This window comes from Citricoccus sp. GCM10030269 (assembly GCF_042665635.1).
Classification (GTDB): Bacteria; Actinomycetota; Actinomycetes; order Actinomycetales; family Micrococcaceae; genus Citricoccus.
Genome location: NZ_JBHTCV010000005.1, coordinates 657,659 through 678,795 on the forward strand (window position 1 = coordinate 657,659; position 21,137 = coordinate 678,795).

Sequence of the window (21,137 nt, forward strand, 5' to 3'; positions counted from 1 at the left end):
GCCGGGCACCTCACCGGAATCGCATACCCGTCAGTGCCTTCTCGCTGGACTGACCCCTGCTGCCGGAGCCGGAGCGGCCGGAGCCGTTGCTGGACGACCGTCCGCTCTGGGACCGCGAGCTGTGAGATCGGCGGGTCGACGTCGGCTCGATGGCATCGGACTCGTAGGCGTACTGATAGGCGTAGTAGCTGCCCCGCTTCTGAGGCACACGGGTCAGCACCAGGCCCAGGAGGCGGGCGTCCACGGAGGCGAGGCTGTCGAGCCCGCCCTGAAGCTGGTCGCGGTGCACGAACCCGTCCACCCGGTTGACGAGCATGACGCCGGAGGTCATGGCGGCCAAGACGGACGGATCCGTCACTGGCTGCAATGGCGGGGCATCAAGCAGAACAACGTCATACCGGCCCTCCAGCTGGCGCAACAACCGGCGCATCGCGTCAGAGCCCAAGAGCTCGGACGGGTTGGGCGGGATCTCACCGGAGGTGATGACGTCCAGTTCCCCGTCCGGGCCCCACGTCTGAATGGCGTCGTCCAGATCGATCTGTCCGGACAGGATGGTGGTCAGGCCCACCGCCCCTTCCAGGCCCAGCGTCTTGGCCACGCGCGGGCGGCGGAGGTCGGCGTCGATGAGCAGCACACGGCTGCCGGACTCCGCCATCATGATGCCCAGGTTGCACGAGGTGGTGGTCTTTCCCTCGCCGGGAATCGACGAGGTGACCACCACGGACTGGGTGCCGCCGTCGACATTGGTGAACTTCAGGTGCGTCCGCAGCTGACGGTAGTTCTCCGCGCGCGGATCGAAGGTGTCCTCCAGGGAGATCAACGGCTCTTCCTCAGCCGACTTGTGATCGGCGAAGGCGCCGAGCACCGGAGCGTCGGTCACCCGCTCGACGTCCTCCTGGTTGCGGATGCGCGAGTCCAGCAGCGTCCGCAACAGGGCGAAGGCCACGCCCAGTGCTGCACCGACGACGAAACCGAGCACCAGGTTCAGGGCCACCCGGGGGCTCGACGGAGACAGGGGGACGGAGGCTTCCTCGACGACCGAGAGATCGACGAGGGGGTCACTGGATCCCTCGGGGTCCTCGACCTCGTACACGGTGCTGATGAGCGAGTCCGCCACGGCGTTGGCAATCTGCGCCGACCGGGCCGGATCCTCGGCGGTCGCCGAGAGGTCGATCAGCACCGTCTGCGGCGGCGCGGTGGCCTCGACCCTGGAGGCCAGCGTGGTGACGGTCTCGTCGAGACCGAGGTCCTCGATGACCGGCTGCAACACGCGGGGGCTGGTGGCCAGGCTGACGTACGACGTCACACGCTTCTCAGAGAAGCTCGATCCCTGCAGGATGTCGCTGGCCGTGTCACCGGAGTTCACCGCCACGAAGATCTGCGTCCGGGCGGTGTAGCTGGGCTTCGTCACGACGGTGATCGTCGCTGCCAGTGCCACCCCCAGGAGGGTGACCAGCAGAATCGACAGCCAGTTGTTCCGCAGGATCCGGATATAGTCGCGCAGGTCCAAATCGCGATCCTTTCTGAGTGTTGCCGGTCACCGACCGGAGAGATACGAAGACAGATCGTCGTTGCTCAACGCTGAGCCGATCTCCTCAATCGCCTGTTCGTCCGGCCAGACAACAGACTGGCCTCCAGCTCGGCCGACGCCGTTGGTGGGCACCGTGAACATTTCCAGGTCGTCTGCCCGGATATGCGTCATCGTTCGACCGATGGAGACCAATTTCCCCGAGTTAAGCGTTTCATCCACCGTGAGGTATGGACTCAACTCGCTCACCATATCGGAAACCTTGCCGGGGTTTGTCAGCGTCTCCCCAGCGAGGACCTTTTGGGCCACCGCTTTCAGGAACAGCTGCTGGTGCTCGACTCGCGAGTAATCGCCGTCGGAGAACGCATACCGCTCGCGGACGAAGGCCAGTCCGGTGTCTCCGTCCATGTGCTGCATCCCGGCGTGGAAGGACTTGCCGCCGTTCCCCGCCTGGAACGACTCCGGCACGTTGACGTCCACGCCGCCCAGGGAATCCACGAGTCCCTCGAAGCCGGCGAGATCGATGGCGGCCACGTGATCGATACGGGTGCCGAAGAGTGATTCCAGGGTCTGCACGGCCTTCGGGACGCCGCCGAAGGAGTAGGCCGCGTTGAGTTTGTGCGTGCCCTCGCCGGGGATGTCCACCCACAGGTCGCGCATGACGGACATCACGTAGACTTTCTCGCGGTCACCGGGGATGTGCACCCACATCATCGTGTCCGACCGACCGGACTGCGGCACCCCGGGCAGGTTCTCCGTCTCGCCCGAGCCGCCACCGGAGTCGGATCCGAGCAACAGGATGTTCAGCGGTTCTTCGCGCCCCTCTTCGGCGGGGGCCTTGGTGGGCCGGGACTCCGCTTCAGGGAACGCTGTCTCGAATCGCGGGGAGTTGTCGAAGGTCGAGGCCAGATTGGCCAGATAGCCGACCGCGACGATGGCCGCACCGATCACCAGGACCAGTGCCACGCCCAGAACCACCCACACAGCACGGTTCTTGCGCTGTGGGCGGGTTTTTCCGTTCTGGCCGTCGGGACCACGACGGCGATTCCGGCGATCACCGGTACCACCCTCGCCCGTGCTGCCGAGAGAGTGCGGCGAAGGTTCAGACACGTAGGTCCTCCGAGATTCGGGCGATGTCAACGGCAGGTGGCACGGTCCACGGCGATTCCTGCCCGTGACGACCCCTCGCCTGTGGTGCACATCCCATGATAAAGCACCGTCGGAGGTAGTCGACGTAGGCTGGAGCAATGCTTTCTGTCGGTGAGTCTGGCGGCCCCCGGTCCGCATCCCTGCCCAGACGGGCCCGCATTATGGCGGCTGTCGCCCTGCTGGGCGCCACAGCCCTGGCGTCGGGCTGCGGCGCTCGGGTGGCCGACGTCGAACCCGCTCCCGAGGCCACCGATCCGGTGTGTGCGGAGGCGATGGTCTCACTGCCGGACGCCGTCGCCGGATTCGAGCGGCGGGAGACGGACAGTCAGGCCACGGGGGCGTGGGGTTCACCCTCGGCCGTCATCCTGCGCTGCGGCGTCCCCGAGCCCGGTCCCACCACTGAGCACTGCGTGACCGCCAACGGCATCGACTGGGTGACCCGGGACGAGGGGCAGTACTGGAGACTGACCACCTACGGTCGGTCCCCCGCCATCGAGGTGCTGTTCGATGACACTCGCGCGGCGTCCAGTTCCGTCATGGTGGATCTGTCCTCGGCCGTGGGTCGCATCCCCGCCACCGGCGGGTGCACCACCACGGCCCCCACCCAGGAGCCGATACCCGAGAGCGGGGCCGACGACGGCCAGTGACGGCTGGGCTAGTGCAGTCCCGTTCCGCGTTCGAGAGCGAGGGACAACAGTTCGTCCACAAGCTCTCCGTAGGCGAGTCCGGAGCGTTCCCACATGGCCGGATACATGCTGATCGGCGTGAACCCGGGCATGGTGTTGATCTCGTTGAGGATGAAGTCACCTTCGGGCGTGTAGAAGAAGTCCACCCGGGACAGGCCCTCGGCGTCGACGGCATCGAACGCGCGCACCGCCAACTCCTGCACCCGCTCGATGGCCTCGTCCGGCAGCTCCGCGGGACAGGACAGGTCGGCCGCGCCACCGTCCTGGTACTTGGCCTCGAAATCATAGAACTCGTGGCCGCTCGAACCGTCGTGGACGACGATCTCCCCGGGGAGGGACGCCCGTGGGCTCTGTGATCCGTGACCGTCGAGCACGGCGCATTCGATCTCCCGGCCGACGATGCCGGCCTCGACCACGACCTTGGGATCGAAGCGCCGGGCCTCCTCGATCGCCGTGGTCAGCTCCGTCCGGTCACCGACGCGCGAGATGCCGAACGACGAACCGGCGCGGGCCGGCTTGACGAACAGCGGAAAGCCCAGCCCGGCCACCCGGTCCAGGACCGCTTCCCGCTGCGTGGCCCATTGCCGGTCGGTAATGGTCTCCCAGGGACCGACCCGCAGGCCGGCGGCTTGGAAGGCGATCTTCATGAAGTGCTTGTCCATGCCCACCGCTGACGCCAGCACGCCGGCGCCGACATACGGCACCGCGGCCATCTCCAGCTGGCCCTGCAGGGTGCCGTCTTCTCCGAACGGTCCGTGCAGCAGCGGGAACACGACGTCGATGAACCCGCGGGACTCCCCGCTGGCGGCCGAGACGAGTTCGTGCGTGCCCTCGGCGGTCACGTGCAGCGAAAGCGGGTCGGAGGGCTCCGGCACGTGCGGCAGCTGGCCGCCGGGCAGGTTCCAGGTTCCGGGATCGGCCTCGAAGCCGGTCCATTGTCCGGTGGTCGTGATGCCCACGGGGATGACCTCGTACCGGGTCGGATCCATCGAGGTCAGCATGCTCGAGGCGGTGATACAGCTGATCGGGTGCTCACTGGAGCGTCCCCCGAACAGCACCAGCACGCGTAGGCGTTCCCTCATCATGGTTGTCCTTCCGGTTTGAGGTCGCGGGCCAACAGCAGCCCGGCCAGCGTGTCGACGTCGAGCGTGCCGGTGATGACGGCGTTCATGGCCTCGCAGATCGGCATCTCCACCCCGTGCCGACGCGCCAGATCCACCACGGCGGAGACGGACTTCATGCCCTCGGCCGTCTGTTTGAGTTCGGACGTGGTCCGCTCCACACTCAGCCCTTGGCCCAGGTGACGGCCGGCGGTTCGGTTGCGGGACAGCGGGGAAGCACAGGTCGCGACCAGGTCACCCAGTCCGGCCAGCCCCGCCAGCGTCTCGGCCTGCCCGCCGAGCCGGACGGACAGCCGCGTGGTCTCGGCCAGGCCGCGAGTGATCACGGAGGCCTTGGAGTTGTCCCCGAAGCCGAGCCCGTCGCAAATCCCCACAGCCAGCGCGATGACGTTCTTCACCACCCCGCAGATCTCCACGCCGGTGACGTCGGTGTTCGTGTAGGGCCGGAAGTACGGCCCCGCCGTGCGGACGGCAATCCATTCCGCCGTGGCCGGCTCCGTGGAGGCCACCACAGTGGCGGTCGGCTCTTCCCGGGCGATCTCCATCGCGAGATTGGGCCCGGAGACCACGGCGAATCGGCCGGCGGCCAACCCGAGCTCCTCGGCGCACAGCTCGCTCATGCGCGCGTCGGTACCCCGTTCCAGTCCCTTCACCAGCGAGACCACGACGGCGGTCGGGTCCAGTTGGGCGCGGATGGCCGGCAAGTGCCCCCTGACCTCCTGGGCGGGAATGGCGACGACGACGACCCCGGCGCCCGAGACGGCGTCCTCGAGGCTCGTGGTCGCCGTCAGGGTCTCCGGCAGACTGATGTCCGGCAGATAGTCGGGGTTCCGGTGCTGGCCTGTGATGGCGTCGGCGACCTCGGCGCGGCGGGCCCAGAGGACGATATCCGGATCAGTGACGCCGCGCTCGGCGGCGCTGTCGGCCAGTACCTTGGCGAAGGTGGTGCCCCAGCTACCCGCCCCGATGACCGCGATCCGTTCAGGACGTTCGGCTTCTGCGTTGGCCTGGCTCATGCCGATCCCCTCTCCCGCTGCCCGGTTCGAGGATTCCAGCGCCCCGCAGGTGCCTCCTCCCCGCGGAGGATCTCGAGTTCGTCCGTGATGGCCTTCATGATCCGTTCACTGGCGGTGTCGAGAACGGACCGGGTCAAGGCGGCATCACGCAAGTCGTCCAGGGCCACGGGAGCGCCGATCCTGACCCGAGCGCGTCCGCGGGGCCGGATGGTCGGCGTCTTGGCCGTCTTGGGAAGGACCTCGTGGATGCCCCACTGCGCCACCGGGATGACCGGCACCCCGGTCTTCAGCGCCAGGCGGGCGGCCCCAGTCTTGGCTTTCATGGGCCACAGGTCCGGGTCGGACGTCAGCGTGGACTCGGGGTAGATGACGATCGCTCCGCCCTCGGCCAGGACCGCATCGGCGGCCAGCAAGGACTCATTGCCGCCGCGCGCCCGGTCCACCGGAATCTGTTTCATCCGGGTGATCAGTCCGCCGATCACCGGAATCCGGAACAGTTCGGCCTTGGCCAGGAAGTGCGGCAGGTGACCTTGGTTGTAAACCAGGTGACCAATCGCGAGAGGGTCCAGATTCGAGACGTGGTTGGCGCACACGATGAAGCCGGAGTCGGGAAAGTGTTCGGTTCCCTGCCACTCCTTGTCCATGAGGGCGTTGAGCACCGGGCGGACCAGCGAGGCCGCCGCGAGGTATCCGGCGCGGAGGCCGGCGGATTCGGTCACGGCGTACCTCTCAGCGGTCGATGCTGCTCAGTTCGACATCTGCGCCGAGGCCGGTCAGCTTGTCCATGAACTTCTCGTATCCGCGGTTGATGATCTCGATTCCGGTCGCTCGCGAGGTGCCCTTGGCGGCCAGCGCGGCGATCAGGTGTGAGAACCCGCCCCGCAGATCGGGAATGTCGAAGTCGGCGCCCCGGAGTTCGGTGGGTCCGGAGATCACGGCCGAGTGCAGGAAGTTCCGCTGCCCGAAACGGCACGGAACCGAGCCCAGGCACTCCCGGTGCAACTGGATGGAGGCGCCCATGCGGACGAGGGCGTCGGTGAAGCCGAACCGATTCTCGTACACGGTCTCGTGCACGATCGAGACGCCGTCCGCCTGCGTGAGCGCCACCACCAACGGCTGCTGCCAGTCGGTCATGAATCCCGGGTGGACATTGGTCTCGAGGACGAGCGGCTTGAGCTTGTCGCCGGCATGCCAGAAACGAATGCCGTCGTCATCGACCTCGAACTCACCGCCGATCTTGCGGTAGGTGTTCAAGAAGGCGGTGAGGTCGCGCTGCATGGCGCCCTCGACGTAGATGTCTCCCTGAGTGACCAGCGCAGCGGAGGCCCACGAGGCCGACTCGTTGCGATCCGGGATCGCCCGGTGGTTGAAGCCGGTCAGCTCATCCACGCCCTCGATCCGGATGGTCCGGTCCGTCTGAACGGAGATGATGGCGCCCATCTTCTGCAGGATGGCGATCAAGTCGTGGATCTCCGGCTCGACGGCGGCGCCCTTGAGCTCGGTGATGCCTTCGGCCTTCACCGCGGTCAGCAGCACCTGTTCGGTGGCGCCGACCGAGGGGTAGGGCAGCTCCAGTTTGGCTCCGGTCAGGCCCTTGGGCGCCGAGATGTGGATGCCGCCCGGCCGCTTCTCGACCACGGCGCCGAAACTGCGCAGCACGGTGAGATGGAAGTCGATGGGGCGGTCACCGATCTTGCAACCACCCAGGTCCGGAATGAAGGCCTCCCCGATGGAGTGCATCAGCGGGCCGCAGAACAGGATCGGGATCCGCGAGTCACCGGCGTGGGCATCGATCTCGGAGCTCGTCGCCGATTTGGTGGCCGCCGGGTCCATGGTGAGGTCGCCCGTCTCCGGGTCCTTGGTCACCTTGACTCCGTGGACGGACAGCAGCCCGGTGACGATCTCCACATCCCGGATCTCGGGGACATTGCGCAGGACCGACGGTTTACTGCCCAGCAATGAGGTCACCATCGCCTTCGGGACCAGGTTCTTGGCGCCGCGGACGGTCACGCGTCCCTTGAGCGGCTTACCGCCGTTGATCGTCAGCAAATTTCCCATAGACAGTGGCAATCCTTCATGGCCCGCCGGGTCGGGCCGTCGCTGTGATAGGGATCCGCTGGTGGGCAAGCCCGGACGGCGCGGATCCGCACACCAGCATACGTTCTTACCCGGCTCAGGCGGTGCGGGCGGGGAGCGTGGCGGGCTTGTGCTGTGGCCGGGTCGCCTCGAAATCGGAGATGTCCTGCTCCGTCCGCAGAGTCAGACCGATGTCGTCGAGGCCTTCCATCAGCCGCCAGCGGGTGTAGTCGTCCACCTGGAAGGTCGTGCTGATCGAACCACACGTGACCGTGCGCTCGGCCAGGTCCACGGTCACCTCGGTGCCGGGGTGGTTCTCCAGCTCCTTCCAGATCAACTCGATGTCCTGCTGGGCCACCTCTGCCGCCACGAGACCCTGCTTGCCGGAGTTGCCGCGGAAGATATCCGCGAACCGGGAGGACAGCACGGCTCGGAAGCCGAAATCCTTCAGGGCCCAGACCGCATGCTCGCGTGATGAGCCGGTGCCGAAGTCCCGCCCGGCCACCAGGACGGAGCCGGAGGAATACGGCTCCCGATTGAGGATGAACTCCGGGTCTTTGCGCCAGCCGGCGAACAGGGCGTCCTCGAACCCGGTGCGCGCCACGCGTTTCAGGTAGACGGCCGGGATGATCTGGTCGGTGTCCACGTTCGACTGTTTCAGGGGGACCCCGATGCCGGCGTGGCGGATGAACGGTTCCATGTCAGGCCTCCTGGAGGTGGAACGGGGTGGTCGTGAGGTCGGACGGCGAGGACAGCGTGCCGCGGATGGCCGTCGCCGCGGCCACCACCGGGGAGACGAGGTGCGTCCGGCCACCCTTGCCCTGACGGCCTTCGAAGTTCCGGTTCGAGGTGGAGGCGCACCGCTCGCCGGGGGCCAGCTGATCGGGGTTCATACCCAGGCACATGGAGCAGCCGGCGAAACGCCACTCTGCACCGAACTCCGTGAACACCGCGTCCAGCCCTTCGGCCTCGGCCTGCAGACGGACGCGGGCCGATCCGGGGACCACGATCATCCGGACGTTCTCGTCCTTGGTCTGGCCCTTGATGATGGAGGCGGCCGTGCGCAGGTCCTCGATGCGCGAGTTAGTGCAGGAGCCCAAGAAGACGGTGTCCACGCGGATGTCCTTCATGGGCATGCCCGCCGTGAGGTCCATGTACTCCAGAGCGCGCTGGGCGGCGGCCTGTGCGTTCGGGTCCTCAAAGTGACTCGGATCGGGAACCGTCTCGTTGAGCGAGACCCCTTGACCGGGGTTGGTTCCCCAGGTCACGAACGGTTCGAGCTCGTCGGCGTTCAGGAACACCTCTGCGTCGAAGGTGGCCCCCTCATCCGTGGGCAGCGATGACCAGTACTCGACGGCGGCTTCCCAGTCGGCCCCTTGAGGAGCATGAGGCCGGCCCCGGAGGTATTCGAAGGTCGTCTCGTCCGGGGCGACCATGCCGGCGCGGGCCCCAGCCTCGATCGACATGTTGCAGATGGTCATGCGAGCGTCCATCGACAGTGACCGGATCGCGGAGCCGCGGTACTCCAGCACATACCCCTGTCCGCCGCCGGTGCCGATCTTGGCGATCACGGCCAGGATGATGTCCTTGGCCGTGACCCCTTCGCGCAGCGTTCCGTCGACGGTGATGGCCATGGTCTTGAACGGTTTCAGCGGCAGTGTCTGGGTGGCCAGGACGTGCTCCACCTCAGAGGTGCCGATACCGAAGGCCAGGGCACCGAAGGCGCCGTGCGTCGAGGTGTGCGAATCACCGCAGACCACGGTGGTGCCGGGCTGGGTCAGGCCCAACTGAGGGCCCACCACATGGACGATCCCCTGCTCCGCGTCGCCCAGGGAATGCAGCCGGATACCGAACTCGCGGGCGTTGTCCCGCAGCGTCTGGATCTGTTTCGCCGACGTCGGATCCGCGATCGGCTGATCGATCGCCAGCGTGGGCGTGTTGTGGTCCTCCGTGGCGATGGTCAGATCGGGACGCCGGACCGGCCGGCCCGCCAGACGCAGCCCCTCGAAGGCCTGCGGGCTCGTCACCTCGTGTACCAGGTGAAGGTCGATGTAGAGAAGGTCGGGCGTCTGGGCGTCACCCGCACCGTCGCCGGGGACCACCACGTGGTCCTGCCAGACCTTCTCGGCCAGGGTTCGCGGAGCCGCTGACTGACCGTCCGAAGTTGAGTTGCCTACCATGTGGTGTCCTTCCGCCAGAGCCACAGATCCTCTCGCACCGTTACTCTGGCACCGCGATTCCAAGGGCGGCCAGAAACACCGAGAATGTCTCAGATAATGAGACGGTAGTATCACACTATGGACACTTCGGATTCTGTTCGTGGCGACACTCCCCCTTCGGCGACTGCCGAACACGTGGTCCACGCTCTACACGGGCCCAGTGGTGTGGGTGTGGTGGACAAGGCCGCGGCCATCCTCGACGCCCTGGAAGGCGGACCGACGTCGTTGGCCCAGTTGGTCTCCTCGACCGGCATTGCCCGCCCCACACTGCACCGGCTGGCCTCGGCCCTCGTCCATCACCGTCTGGTGGGACGCGATTTGCAGGGCAAGTACATCCTCGGCAGCCGGCTCACCGAACTCGCCTCCGCCGCGGGTGAGGACCGGCTGACCTCGGCCGCCGGTCCCGTGCTGGCCCGGCTCCGAGACACCACCGGGGAGAGCTCGCAGCTGTTCCGGCGCCAGGCGGACAGCAGAGTCTGTGTCGCCAGCGCGGAACGACCGGTCGGGCTGCGTGACACCATCCCGGTCGGCACCCGTCTCTCCATGAAGGCCGGCTCGGCCGCTCAAGTGCTTCTGGCGTGGGAGGACAACGAGCGACTGGTCGAGGGGCTCACGGGAGCGGTCTTCACTCCGACGGTTCTGGCCGTCGTCCGACGTCGGGGGTGGGCACAGTCTTTGGGTGAGCGCGAACCCGGCGTGGCGTCCGTGTCCGCCCCGGTGCGCGGCCCCAGCGGCCGGGTGGTCGCCGCCGTGTCCATCTCCGGCCCCATCGAACGACTGACGCGCCAGCCCGGACGGGTGCATGCGGAGACCGTGAGCCGGGCCGCCCACCAGCTGACGGAACTGATTCGTTCGGCCCCGTGAGTTTGCGTGCCGTTGGCCCGACGTTCGCCGTGGAATCTCTCGACGCGGCACCGAGAGGCCTAGCCTGCGCTTCAGGGACCGATAGAGTCCGGATCGGTGTCAGACGATTCCGGACCGATTCACACCCGGCCCGGACCGATTCCCCACGCTGATAGGACGAAAACCGACCGTGATGACCAGTGTTGCCTCGAACCAGTCTGCTAGCTCCACCGTTGCCCCACTCCGGATCTCGGTGGTCGGTACGGGGTATCTGGGGGCCACGCACGCGGCGTGTATGGCCGAACTGGGCTTCGAGGTCCTGGGCCTGGACGTCGACCCGGCCAAAGTCGAGGCCCTCTCCCGCGGCGAGCTGCCCTTCCACGAACCCGGACTGCCCGAACTGCTGATCAAGCACGTCCAATCCGGCCGGTTGCGCTTCACCACCTCCTACGAAGACGTCGGCGCCTGGGCCGATGTGCACTTCATCGGCGTCGGTACTCCCCAGAAACCCGGCGAGTCCGCCGCGGACCTGCGCTACGTCGAAGCCGCGGTGAGATCCCTGGCCGAGCACATCACCCGTGATGCGCTGATCGTGGGCAAATCCACCGTCCCGGTCGGCACCGCCACCACCTTGAAAGACCTCCTGGCCACTACCCGGGCCACTGCCTCCCTGCCCGGTACCGTGGAACTGGCCTGGAACCCCGAGTTCCTGCGCGAGGGCTACGCCGTGAAAGACACCCTCACCCCGGACCGGCTGGTCGTCGGCGTCGAGTCCGAGCACGCCGAGAACCTCCTGCGCCAGGTCTATGCCCAGCCCTTGGCCACCGGCACCCCGTGGATCAGCACCGACTTCGCCACCGCCGAACTGGTCAAGGTCGCCGCCAACGCCTTCCTGGCCACCAAGATCTCCTTCATCAACGCCTTCAGTGAGATCACCGAGACCGTCGGCGGAGACATCGGCACCCTGGCCGACGCCATCGGGCACGATCCCAGGATCGGCCGGAAGTTCCTCAACGCCGGCGTCGGCTTCGGCGGCGGCTGCCTGCCCAAGGACATCCGCGCCCTGCAGGCCCGAGTCTCCGAGCTCGGCCTGGACCGCACCATGCGCTTTCTGGCCGAGATGGACGACATCAACCTGCGCCGCCGTGACCGCGTGGTCGATCTCGCCGTCCAGGTCCTGGCCCACGACCGCGGCGATGCCACCGGCCCGGCCGGCCACGGCGGTGCCGGGGCCGTGCCCTCTCCGGCCGCCGTCGAGGTGCTGCACGGACGGAAGATCGCCATCCTGGGGGTGGCGTTCAAACCCCACTCCGACGACGTCCGCGACTCCCCCGCCCTGGATGTGGCCAACCGGCTCTACACCGCCGGGGCCGACGTCGCGGTCTACGACCCGCAGGGCAACGCCAACGCCGCCAAACGCTTCCCCCGGCTGGGCTACGTCGACACCCTGGCCAAGGCCATCGTCGGCGCGGACCTGATCGTGCTGCTGACCGAGTGGGACGAGTTCAAGACCATGGACCCCCACGACGTGGCCCGGCTCGTGGACCGGCCGAACATCATCGACGCCCGCAACGTCCTGAACCCCGCCGCCTGGATCGAGGCCGGCTTCACCCACGCCGCCCTCGGCCACCGCTTCCGAGGTCTCGCCCAGGGCCCCGCCGACGCCTGACCCAACCCGGCCTCCGGTGCCCTAGGAGTCGAAGTGGTCCCAGCCGCCGTCGGGGTTCCCGTCACGACCGGGGCCCTCACGACCGGCACCAACCGCGGTCAATCGACCGATACGACGGAACCCCGGCGGAATGACCGCACCGGAAGGCAGGGCCGCCAGTAGCCCGTAGTCCTCTCCCCCGGCCGTCACCCAGTGGTGAGCGTCCTGGCCCAGTGCCCGCGCCAGCACCTCCAGCGGCTTCGCCTCCCGAGCGACCCAGTCCGGGTCCAGTTCTGCTTGCATTCCATTGGCGTCGGCCAGCCGCCCGACGTCCCTCTGCAGCCCGTCGGAGACGTCCATCATGGCCAGCGCACCGCCCTGGGCAGCAGTCCGTCCAGCGCCGAGGACGGGGCGGGGCCGCAGTTGGGCGGCGGCCGCGAGCGCCGCGAGCCGACGGACCGACGCGGCGTCGAGTCGGTCCAGCAACTCGCGCCGCGGCGTCTCCAGCACGGCAAGTCCGGCGGCCGCCCAGCCCGCGCGGCCACAGAGCACCAGATCCGCGGACTCCACCGGGTCATGGATGGTCCGGAGCATGGCCGGCCGGCCTTCGAGATCCCCGGTCGCGGTGACGGCCAGGCCGATCTGTTCGCCGGACCCGAGGTCGCCCCCGACGATCCGACAGCGGACGGCCCCCAAGTGCTGTACGGCCCCGGCCAACCCCGCGGCCAGCCCGTCGACCCACGTCACCGGAGTGCTCGGCGGCATCGTCAACGCCAGCAACAAACCCGTGGCCACTCCGCTCATGGCATTGAGGTCGGAGAGGTTCTGGGCCGCCGCTTTCCAGCCGGTCGAGTATCCCGAGGCGAATCCGGCTCCCACTCTCCCCGACGCGTCCGGCACCGCCGGCCATGCCAGACGGAAGTCCCGGTCCTGGGCCATGGCATCGATGGTGATGACGTAGCGCCCGTCCGGCGCAGTGACCACCGCGGCATCGTCCCCGGGCCCGACCGTCCCGGCCGGCCAGTCCTGCGCACCTGGCACCGTGGCGAAGCGCCGGTGGAGGATCCGCAGGATGCCGGCCTCGCCCAGACCGCCGACGCTCAATGTCGTCCGCTGGGCCGCGCTCAATGTCGTCCGCTGGCCGAGGCCAGCGCCTCCCGGAACCGCCCGTAGCGCTCGATCTCCTCGCGCACCGGGTCGGCCACCCTGCTCGTGGCCACCGTCGAGATCGACCGGTGGAGCCGCCGTCGGGCCCGCCGGGCGCGGCCGCGTGCGGCGAGACGGACCAACGGGGTCATCACCAAGGCCAGCAGCAGACCGAACACGAGCCCGCCGAACACCAGCAGCGTCGGAATCGGGATGCCCTCGATGTCGGGGGCAGGGGGCATCTGGAACTGCAGGTAGCCGGCGAGCGACAGCGCGCTGAGCCAGGCGATCCCGGCCACGGCGGCCAGCAGGGCCAACCACTGCAGCACGTTGACGAGGTGCCACCACCAGGACGTGGCACCGGCGCGCAGATCGGTGGAGGTGATCGCCTGATCCAGCTCGTCGGGAAGAGCCTCGGCATGACGGCGCGCCGCCTGGCGGATCGAGGAGCGCCAGCGGTCGGGGGCCCCCTCGCTGGCCGCATCGGCGAAGGCCCGGATCGCCCCCGCGGCCCGGGCCTGCTGGGCAGGACTGCGCTCGGGCAGCGAGGTCCGGTGCAGCCGTGGATCGTCGCCGGACTGCACGGCACTGCGACCACTGCGATCACTGCGTCGCAGCCCGAGCCGGCGCAAGGGGTCCTGGCGCAATCGGCTCATCCACCGCAACAGCGGCCACCCAGTGCGGCGGCCCGCCTCGAGCCGGTAGGACTGCTCCACCGCCCTCGCCACCGCCGGGACGCCGGATGCCTCGCTCAGATCGTCCACCAGACGGGACTCGGCACGTTTCCCGACGCCGGCCGGCACCCCACCGGCGTCGTCCGCGCCCAAGGCCTTGGCTGCGGTTCGCACGTCCGAGACCAGCCGTTCGGTCGCGGCAGTGCGGCGGGCCGCCACCTCGTTGATCGCCTGACGGACGGCCTCGATGCCCTGCCCGGTCGTGGCCGACGCCGGGTACACCGGGACGCGTCGCAGCCCCTCTTGGGCGAGGATGTCCTTCAGGGACTTCACGACGGCGCCCACGTCCCGCTCGGCCAGCCGATCGACCTGGTTCAGCACCAGGAGCGTGACGGCGCGGTGCGCGGCGAGGGGCTCGAGGAACTCACGGTGCAAGGCGGCGTCGGCATACTTCTGCGGGTCGACCACCCACACCAGCACGTCCACTTGACCGGCCAGCCGATTCACCACGTCCCGGTGCTCGGCGGCGATGGAGTCGAAGTCGGGCAGGTCCAGCAGAATCAGTCCCCCGGCCCGCTTTTCCTTCCCGACGTCCTCGAGGTGGTGGCGCTGGTCGACCTCGAGCCAGTCCAGCAACGGCCCCGGGCCCTCGGCTCCCCGGATCGCGGCCAGCGGCTCGGACGTGGTGGGACGCGTGGCCGCCGTGCGGGCCAGGGTGTGCCCGGTCACCGCATTGAACAGACTCGATTTGCCGGACCCGGTCGCGCCGAAGAACCCGACCACCGTGTGTTCGGCCGAGAGCCGGCGTCGTGCCCCGGCGCGTTCGACGACGGTGCGGGCACCGGCCAACGCCTCCTCGGGGAGCCGGCCCTCACCCAGTACGGCAGCAGTCTCCAGCGCATCGAGCTTTCGGTTGAGCGGACCGGAGCTGGTGCTGGAGCTGGTGCTGGTCGCCATCCCTCAGTCCTCCCGGCCGGTGAGTCGACGCAATGCGGGGACGAGTTCGCTGAGCCGCTGGGTCTCTTCGGTCTCCCGGACCGCGTCCAGCAGGCTGGTGAAACGCCGGGCATCGGTTCGGAGCAGTTCAGTGACCCGCTCCACGAGGTTCTCCTCCGAGCGGCGGGCCAGACGCCGTACCGCCTCTTCGCCGAAGATGGATTCGAGTAGTTTCTGCGCCACCACGGCAGTGCCGCCGGCGATCCCGACTTCGATGCCGAGCAAACCGCCCGTCGAGGCGAAAGAGACGATCATCAACGTCACGGCGACCCCGTTGACACCGAGAGCCGAAATGCGCGCCATGGTCCGCTTGCCGGCGCCCTCCTCCTGAATGAGTGTCATCAGGTCCCGTTGCCAACCGCGGATCTCCGCGGCGGCCCGGTCGTTGAAGTCAGCGGGAAGCCCGGCCAGGTCACGACCTTGGACGAGGGCGCGTCCAGCCGTATCCTGGCGCCAGCGCTGGTCGGCTTCCTCCGCGGCCGCGGCGGCCTGCTCCACCAGGACGGCATGCAGACCGGATTCGATGGCCGTTTCCACCTCTTCCGGTGGGGCCGGCCGTCCCGTCAGGAAGGCTGTCAATCGGTCTCGCAGCCTCCCGATACCGGACTCCACAGACCGGAAGAACTCGCCGGTACCCACGAAGTCCTGCCAGCGGGACAGCACCTCCCCCCGCAGCAGTGTCCCATCACGGGTGGCGGCCAATACCCCCTGCACAGCCTGGTCATAGGCCGAGTCGACGTCCCCGCTCAATCGCGCCGCCGCCCGACGCTGATCCTCCTCCGCCTGAACGAGACCGACAGCCTTGTCGGCGAGCTGGCCCACCACCCCGTTCAGGGTCCGCCGTGCCACGTCGGAGCGCGAGCCGGCGTCGGCGGCGATGGAGTCCAGCCATGCGCGCAGGGACCGGACGCTGTCGGCGGGCAGCATTCCCTCGGCGTCCAGTGCTGATTCCGTGACGACGAAGAGCTCGGCCGCGCTCAGGCCTCGGCGCTCGAGCAGCCCCCGCAGGTCCACCGCCACTTCGTCCTCGACGCCGGCCGGCACGCGGTCGAGTACCACCGCGACCGTGATGTCCCGCGCGGCGGCGTCCAAGAGCAACTCCCAGGGAACGGCGTCCGCATAGCGATTGGCCGTCGTCACGAAGATCCAGAGGTCCGCGGCCGAGAGCAATTGCCCAGCCAGGCGACGGTTCTCGTCGGCGATCGAGTCGATGTCCGGTGCGTCGATCAGGGCCAGTCCCCGCGTCAGTGCCGGTTCGGCCACCATGAGCAGAGTTCCGACCGCCTCGGGATCCTCCGCGGAGCGGTCGCCGGTGGAGAGGTACGCGGTGGAAAGATGCACGGTGGAACGGGACAGGTTCGGAAGCACCCTCGGAGTGGTGAACCAGTCCACCTCGTCCGGATGGTGCAGCAGGATCGGTTGCCGCGTGGTGGGCCGGATGGCTCCGGACCGCGTCACGGGGTGCCCCACGAGGGCATTCACCAGGGTGGATTTGCCCGCACCGGTGGATCCCCCGACGACGGCCAACAGCGGGGCGTCCAGGTTCCGGTAGCGCGGCAGCACGTAGTCGTCCACTTGGTTCACGGCGGCGTCCCGCATGCGGGCGGACTCGGCTGCGCCGTCGATGCCGAGAGGCAGGGCGACCTGAGCGAGCTCGGTTCGCAGGCGGCCGAGCAGCTCGACCGCATCGGCGGCGGCTTTCGCCACGGCAGCGTCGGGTCCGGGCGTGAAGGGAGTACTCACGGACCCATCATGACACTGACGTGATTCTCACCTCTAACGGCTCGATCGCACCGGGAACGACGAAGGGACCCGGTCCAGTAGACCGGGTCCCTTCCAGGGTGACCCCAGCGGGATTCGAACCCGCGTTACCGCCGTGAGAGGGCGGCGTACTAGGCCGCTATACGATGGGGCCGTCACCGTTGCCCGGGGCCTCACCGACTGGCCAGACCGTTTGGGCAACCCCAGTAGTGTTTCACACTCGGGGGGTTTTCATCAAACTGACGAAATCCGCTGGGGTACCAGGACTCGAACCTAGAACGACGGTACCAGAAACCGCTGTGTTGCCAATTACACCATACCCCAAGGCTTGTCAAACGCTCTTCGGTAGACCGAGTTCTGAACGTCGACACACGCGCCGAATCTCTTCGGCACGGGTGTTCACTATACCGGCGGCCCGCCCGGATGACAAAACGGCGAACTACAGTGGGCCCATGTCGGCATCCACCTCTGCGCAAGCGCCTTCCCTGCGTCGCACCGTCACCACTGCGGGCCTGTTCTTCTTCATTCTGGGCGACGTCCTGGGCGCGGGCGTCTATGTCCTGGCCGGGGAGATCGCCGCCACGGCCGGCGGCGCCGTCTGGGCTCCCCTGGTCACCGCCCTGGCCCTGGCCCTGCTGACCGCGGGCTCATATGCCGAGCTGGCCACCAAATATCCCCAGGCCGGCGGCTCCTCGCACTACGCCACGCGCGCGTTCGGACCGTTCGTCGGGTTCGTGGTGGGATTCTGCATGCTCTCGGCCGGCATCGTCTCCGTGGGTGCCCTCGCGCTGGGCTTTGCCGGCGACTATCTCGCTGAGTTCGTCACGCTCCCCACCGCAGTGGTGGTCGTCGTGTTCCTGGGACTGTTGGCGGCTTTGAATGCCCGAGGGATCGCCGAGTCTCTGGGCGTCAATCGCGTCGCGACGATCATCGAGGTCTCTGGTCTTCTGGTGATCATCGCTCTCGGCGTGATCGTCCTGGCTCGAGGGGACGGAGACCTCGGGAGACTGACCGAGTTGGGGACTGCCGAGAACGGTCCGTGGTCCGCCGTGTTCGCCGGTACGGTCCTGGCCTTCTATTCCTACGTCGGCTTCGAGACCAGCGTGAACATCGCCGAGGAGACCAAGGACCCGGCCCGGTCCTACCCGCGTGCCCTCTTCGGCGCGCTCATGGTGGCCGGCGTCGTCTATGCCCTGGTCGGCGCGGCCGCGGCGGCGGTGATACCCACCGACGAGTTGGCCGACAGCACCGCTCCCCTGCTTCAGGTCGTCTCGGCCGCGGGGATCATTCCCCCGGTGGTGTTCAGTGCGGTCGCTCTGGTGGCGGTGGCCAATGGGGCACTGTTGACGGGCATCATGTCCTCACGCCTGGCCTACGGCATGGCCAAGGACGGATTGCTGCCGGGCGTGCTCACGCGGTTGCTGCCACAGCGGCGGACGCCGTGGGTCGCCATTCTCGCCACCACGGGATTGTCTGTGGTGCTCGCGCTGACCGGAACCCTGGAGGTCCTGGCCAGCACGATGGTGTTGCTGCTGCTCGTGGTGTTCGTCGCGGTGAACGCCGCCGTGCTGATGCTGCGCCGGGACACCGTGGATCGGCGTCATTTCCGCGTGCCGATCGTGCTGCCCATCGCCGGAATCGTCTCCTGCGTGGGACTGGCCACCCAGGTCGAAGGGGAGGTCTGGCAGCTGGGCCTCCCGCTCCTCGCCGTGGCCGCCGTCCTGGCGGGTATGGCCGCGTGGCGCCGCCGCGTCACCACAAGCAGGGCCGATTCAGGCCCTGGGCGCAACTAGGACCCCGAGGCCAGCTGCTGTTCGGCGGCGAAGCGGTCAAGCCGGGCCAGGGTGGACTCCTTGCCCAGGATCTCCAGGGACTCGAACAGCGGGGGTGAGACCTTCTTGCCGGACACGGCGGTGCGCACCGGTCCGAACGCCTGCCGCGGCTTGAGTTCCAGTCCGTCGATCAAGGCACTGCGCAGGGCGGCCTCGACGGACTCCGCCGACCAGGCATCGGAGCTGACTGACTCCACGGCAGCCCGAGCGGCGGCCACGGCACCGGCCAGGTCGGCGGGCATCCCCTTCAGGGCACCGTCCGCCGTCGTGATCTCCTCGTCGGCCTGGAAGAGGAAGGCGAGCATCTCCGCCGCCTCGCCCAAGAGGGCCACGCGCTCCTGGACCAACGGTGCGCCGGCGTCGAGAATCCGGTCTTCTTCGTCGGTCAGCTCCTGGCCCACGAGGCCGGCGGCCTGCAGGTAGGGCACCAGGCGCGCCCTGAAGTCGGCGCCGTCCAGCATCCGGATGTGCGTGCCGTTGATGGCCGTGGCCTTCTTCTCATCGAAGCGGGCCGGATTGGCGAGCACGTGGTGGATGTCGAAGGCGTCGATGAACTGTTCCCGAGTGAAGATGTCCTCATCGGCCGAGAGCGACCAGCCCAGCAGGGCGAGATAGTTGATCAGGCCCTCGGGGATGAAGCCGCGCTCGCGGTGCAGGAACAGGTTCGACTGCGGATCGCGCTTGGACAGCTTCTTGTTGCCCTCGCCCATGACGTACGGCAGGTGACCGAACTCCGGCATGTACTTGGCCACCCCGACGGCGTACAAGGCGCGGTACAAGGCAATCTGACGCGGTGTGGAGGAGAGCAGGTCCTCGCCGCGGAGCACATGGGTGGTCTCCATCAGCGCGTCGTCCACCGGATTGACCAGCGTGTACAACGGCGAGCCGTCGGCGCGAACCACCACGAAGTCCGGCACGGAGCCGGCCCCGAAGGTGATCTCGCCGCGGACGGTGTCCGTGAACGTGATCTCCTCGTCCGGCATCCGCAGCCGCAGCACGGGCGAACGGCCTTCAGCCCGGAACGCGGCCACCTCCTCCTCGGTCAGTTCGCGGTCGTAATTGTCGTAGCCGAGTTTGGGGTCCCGGCCGGCGGCCCGATGGCGGGCCTCGACCTCTTCGGCCGTGGAGAAGCACTCGTAGATGTAACCGGCGTCCTTGAGCTGGGCAATGACGTCCTGATAGATCTCAGCGCGCTGAGACTGTCGGTACGGACCGTGGGGCCCGCCGACCTCCACACCCTCGTCCCAGTCGATCCCGAGCCAGGCCATGGCCTCGAGCAGCTGCTGGCAGCTCTCCTCCGAATCGCGCTTGGCATCGGTGTCCTCAATCCGGAAGACCATGGTGCCGCCGGTGTGCCGCGCCCAGCCCCAGTTGAACAAGGCGGTGCGGATCAGCCCGACGTGCGGCGTCCCGGTCGGTGATGGACAGAAGCGGACGCGCACGGGGGCGTCGGCGGGGACAGCGGGAACATCGGCAGGGGCCGGTCGGGAAGTGTGGCTCATGATGGCCACCATCCTAGTGCGGCGGCGGGGTGGGGGCCGCCAGGGTGGATCAGCGGCGGTAGACGGTGCCCAGGGTGCCGATGCCCTCGACCGTCGCCTCGGTGCGCTGACCGGATTCCACCTGGCCGACGCCGGCCGGGGTCCCCGTGAGGATGATGTCGCCCGGCAGCAGAGTGAACGCCTCCGAGGCGGCAGCGACGATCTGGCGGACTCCGAAGACCATGTCTGCGGTGGTGCCCTCCTGGACCGTCTGCCCATCCAGGGCCATCGTGATCGTGAGGTCCTCGGTGTCGGAGGTGCTCAGCTCGGTCTCGATCCACGGGCCCAGGGGGCACGCGCCGTCGAAGCCCTTGGCCCGCGCCCACTGCAGGTCCCCGCGCTGGGCGTCCCGAGCGGTGAGGTCGTTGGCCACGGTGTAGCCGAACACCACGTCGTCCACGCGTTCCAACGGCACGTCCTTGCAGATGGTGCCGATGACCACGGCGAGCTCGGCCTCGTAGGAGACCTCCTCGGACCAGGCCGGAAGGGTCACCGGCTCGCCGGGACCGACCACCGAGGTGTTGGGTTTGAGGAAGAACTGCGGTCGGTCCGGGACCTCGTTGCCGAGTTCAGTCGCGTGATCGGCCCAGTTGCGCCCCACGCCGACGACCTTCGAACGGGGGATGATCGGGGCCACGAGCCGCACCTCCGCGAGCTGATGCCGCGTGGAGGTGGGCTGAATGCCCTGAAAGAAGGGATCGCCGTGCAGTTCGGTGACGACGAGTTCCTCAGCCGGGGCATCCGGCTCCCCTTCGACGATTCCGTAACGAGGTTCGGCAGTGGTGACAAAACGGGCGATGCGCATGGCCACCACCCTAATGGCACCATGGGCCAGCCGGGCGCGTAGTCCCGCACCGGGCGCGACCCCTATGGGATACTGTCGACGGCCGCGAGAACACGC

Annotated in this window: 17 protein-coding genes and 2 tRNA genes; 4 read left to right on the forward strand and 15 right to left on the reverse strand. The window is 68.2% G+C overall.

Features of this window, described 5'->3' with window-relative positions:
- Positions 1-10 precede the first annotated feature (10 nt).
- Both ACFQQD_RS10170 and ACFQQD_RS10175 read right to left on the reverse strand, forming a co-directional pair.
- A complete protein-coding gene (locus ACFQQD_RS10170; RefSeq protein ID WP_378088897.1) occupies positions 11-1,510 on the reverse strand; it encodes a polysaccharide biosynthesis tyrosine autokinase in 1,500 nt (499 codons plus the stop codon).
- A gap of 27 nt (positions 1,511-1,537) precedes the next feature.
- Positions 1,538-2,638, reverse strand: a complete 1,101-nt coding sequence (locus tag ACFQQD_RS10175; protein ID WP_378088899.1) for an LCP family protein — start codon at positions 2,636-2,638, stop codon at positions 1,538-1,540.
- Between the two features lie 200 nt (positions 2,639-2,838).
- On the opposite strand from ACFQQD_RS10175, the gene ACFQQD_RS10180 reads away from it, so the two are divergent.
- Positions 2,839-3,324 carry a DUF3515 family protein gene (locus tag ACFQQD_RS10180; protein ID WP_378088901.1) on the forward strand — a complete coding sequence of 162 codons (486 nt, stop codon included), beginning with the start codon at positions 2,839-2,841 and terminating at the stop codon, positions 3,322-3,324.
- Between the two features lie 8 nt (positions 3,325-3,332).
- Here the strand turns inward: ACFQQD_RS10180 and ACFQQD_RS10185 are convergent, their stop codons facing one another.
- The 6 genes from ACFQQD_RS10185 to leuC form a co-directional block, all read right to left on the reverse strand.
- Entirely contained in the window at positions 3,333-4,448 is a 1,116-nt protein-coding gene (locus tag ACFQQD_RS10185; RefSeq protein WP_378088903.1) for a D-alanine--D-alanine ligase family protein, read from the reverse strand.
- Positions 4,445-5,500 (reverse strand): NAD(P)H-dependent glycerol-3-phosphate dehydrogenase, encoded by a 1,056-nt coding sequence (locus ACFQQD_RS10190; RefSeq protein ID WP_378088905.1) that lies wholly within the window; start codon positions 5,498-5,500, stop codon positions 4,445-4,447. Before ACFQQD_RS10190 ends, ACFQQD_RS10185 begins: the two co-directional genes overlap by 4 nt.
- Positions 5,497-6,219 carry a lysophospholipid acyltransferase family protein gene (locus ACFQQD_RS10195; protein WP_378088907.1) on the reverse strand — a complete coding sequence of 241 codons (723 nt, stop codon included), beginning with the start codon at positions 6,217-6,219 and terminating at the stop codon, positions 5,497-5,499. Before ACFQQD_RS10195 ends, ACFQQD_RS10190 begins: the two co-directional genes overlap by 4 nt.
- Before the next feature lie 10 nt (positions 6,220-6,229).
- Positions 6,230-7,558: a UDP-N-acetylglucosamine 1-carboxyvinyltransferase gene (gene murA / locus ACFQQD_RS10200; RefSeq protein WP_378088910.1), complete on the reverse strand. Its 1,329-nt coding sequence runs from the start codon at positions 7,556-7,558 to the stop codon at positions 6,230-6,232.
- Between the two features lie 115 nt (positions 7,559-7,673).
- Entirely contained in the window at positions 7,674-8,276 is a 603-nt protein-coding gene (gene leuD / locus ACFQQD_RS10205) for a 3-isopropylmalate dehydratase small subunit (RefSeq protein WP_378088913.1), read from the reverse strand.
- A 1-nt stretch (position 8,277) separates the two neighbouring features.
- Entirely contained in the window at positions 8,278-9,756 is a 1,479-nt protein-coding gene (gene leuC, locus ACFQQD_RS10210) for a 3-isopropylmalate dehydratase large subunit (protein ID WP_378088915.1), read from the reverse strand.
- Positions 9,757-9,873: 117 nt separating this feature from the next.
- Between leuC and ACFQQD_RS10215 the strand changes: the two genes are divergently transcribed.
- Both ACFQQD_RS10215 and ACFQQD_RS10220 read left to right on the forward strand, forming a co-directional pair.
- Entirely contained in the window at positions 9,874-10,659 is a 786-nt protein-coding gene (locus ACFQQD_RS10215; RefSeq protein WP_378088917.1) for an IclR family transcriptional regulator, read from the forward strand.
- Between the two features lie 172 nt (positions 10,660-10,831).
- Positions 10,832-12,307, forward strand: a complete 1,476-nt coding sequence (locus ACFQQD_RS10220) for a UDP-glucose dehydrogenase family protein (protein WP_378090094.1) — start codon at positions 10,832-10,834, stop codon at positions 12,305-12,307.
- Positions 12,308-12,328: 21 nt separating this feature from the next.
- On the opposite strand, the gene ACFQQD_RS10225 is transcribed toward ACFQQD_RS10220, so the two are convergent.
- From ACFQQD_RS10225 to ACFQQD_RS10245, 5 genes are all read right to left on the reverse strand, one after another.
- The gene (locus ACFQQD_RS10225) at positions 12,329-13,414 is read right to left on the reverse strand and encodes a thiamine-monophosphate kinase (RefSeq protein WP_378088919.1); all 1,086 of its coding nucleotides are present in this window, start codon (positions 13,412-13,414) and stop codon (positions 12,329-12,331) included.
- Positions 13,411-15,063 carry a GTPase family protein gene (locus ACFQQD_RS10230; RefSeq protein WP_378088921.1) on the reverse strand — a complete coding sequence of 551 codons (1,653 nt, stop codon included), beginning with the start codon at positions 15,061-15,063 and terminating at the stop codon, positions 13,411-13,413. The genes ACFQQD_RS10225 and ACFQQD_RS10230 overlap by 4 nt, the downstream gene beginning before the upstream one ends.
- A 3-nt stretch (positions 15,064-15,066) precedes the next feature.
- Positions 15,067-16,845 (reverse strand): dynamin family protein, encoded by a 1,779-nt coding sequence (locus tag ACFQQD_RS10235; protein WP_378088924.1) that lies wholly within the window; start codon positions 16,843-16,845, stop codon positions 15,067-15,069.
- Between the two features lie 99 nt (positions 16,846-16,944).
- Positions 16,945-17,017 (reverse strand) — tRNA-Glu (locus tag ACFQQD_RS10240).
- A gap of 98 nt (positions 17,018-17,115) precedes the next feature.
- A tRNA-Gln gene (locus ACFQQD_RS10245) sits at positions 17,116-17,187 on the reverse strand.
- A gap of 128 nt (positions 17,188-17,315) precedes the next feature.
- Between ACFQQD_RS10245 and ACFQQD_RS10250 the strand changes: the two genes are divergently transcribed.
- Positions 17,316-18,656 carry an APC family permease gene (locus ACFQQD_RS10250; protein ID WP_378088926.1) on the forward strand — a complete coding sequence of 447 codons (1,341 nt, stop codon included), beginning with the start codon at positions 17,316-17,318 and terminating at the stop codon, positions 18,654-18,656.
- Here ACFQQD_RS10250 and gltX read toward each other — a convergent pair.
- Positions 18,653-20,197, reverse strand: a complete 1,545-nt coding sequence (gltX, locus tag ACFQQD_RS10255; RefSeq protein ID WP_378088929.1) for a glutamate--tRNA ligase — start codon at positions 20,195-20,197, stop codon at positions 18,653-18,655. The genes ACFQQD_RS10250 and gltX overlap by 4 nt on opposite strands.
- A 49-nt stretch (positions 20,198-20,246) precedes the next feature.
- A complete protein-coding gene (locus ACFQQD_RS10260) occupies positions 20,247-21,041 on the reverse strand; it encodes a fumarylacetoacetate hydrolase family protein (RefSeq protein WP_378088931.1) in 795 nt (264 codons plus the stop codon).
- Positions 21,042-21,137 lie beyond the last annotated feature (96 nt).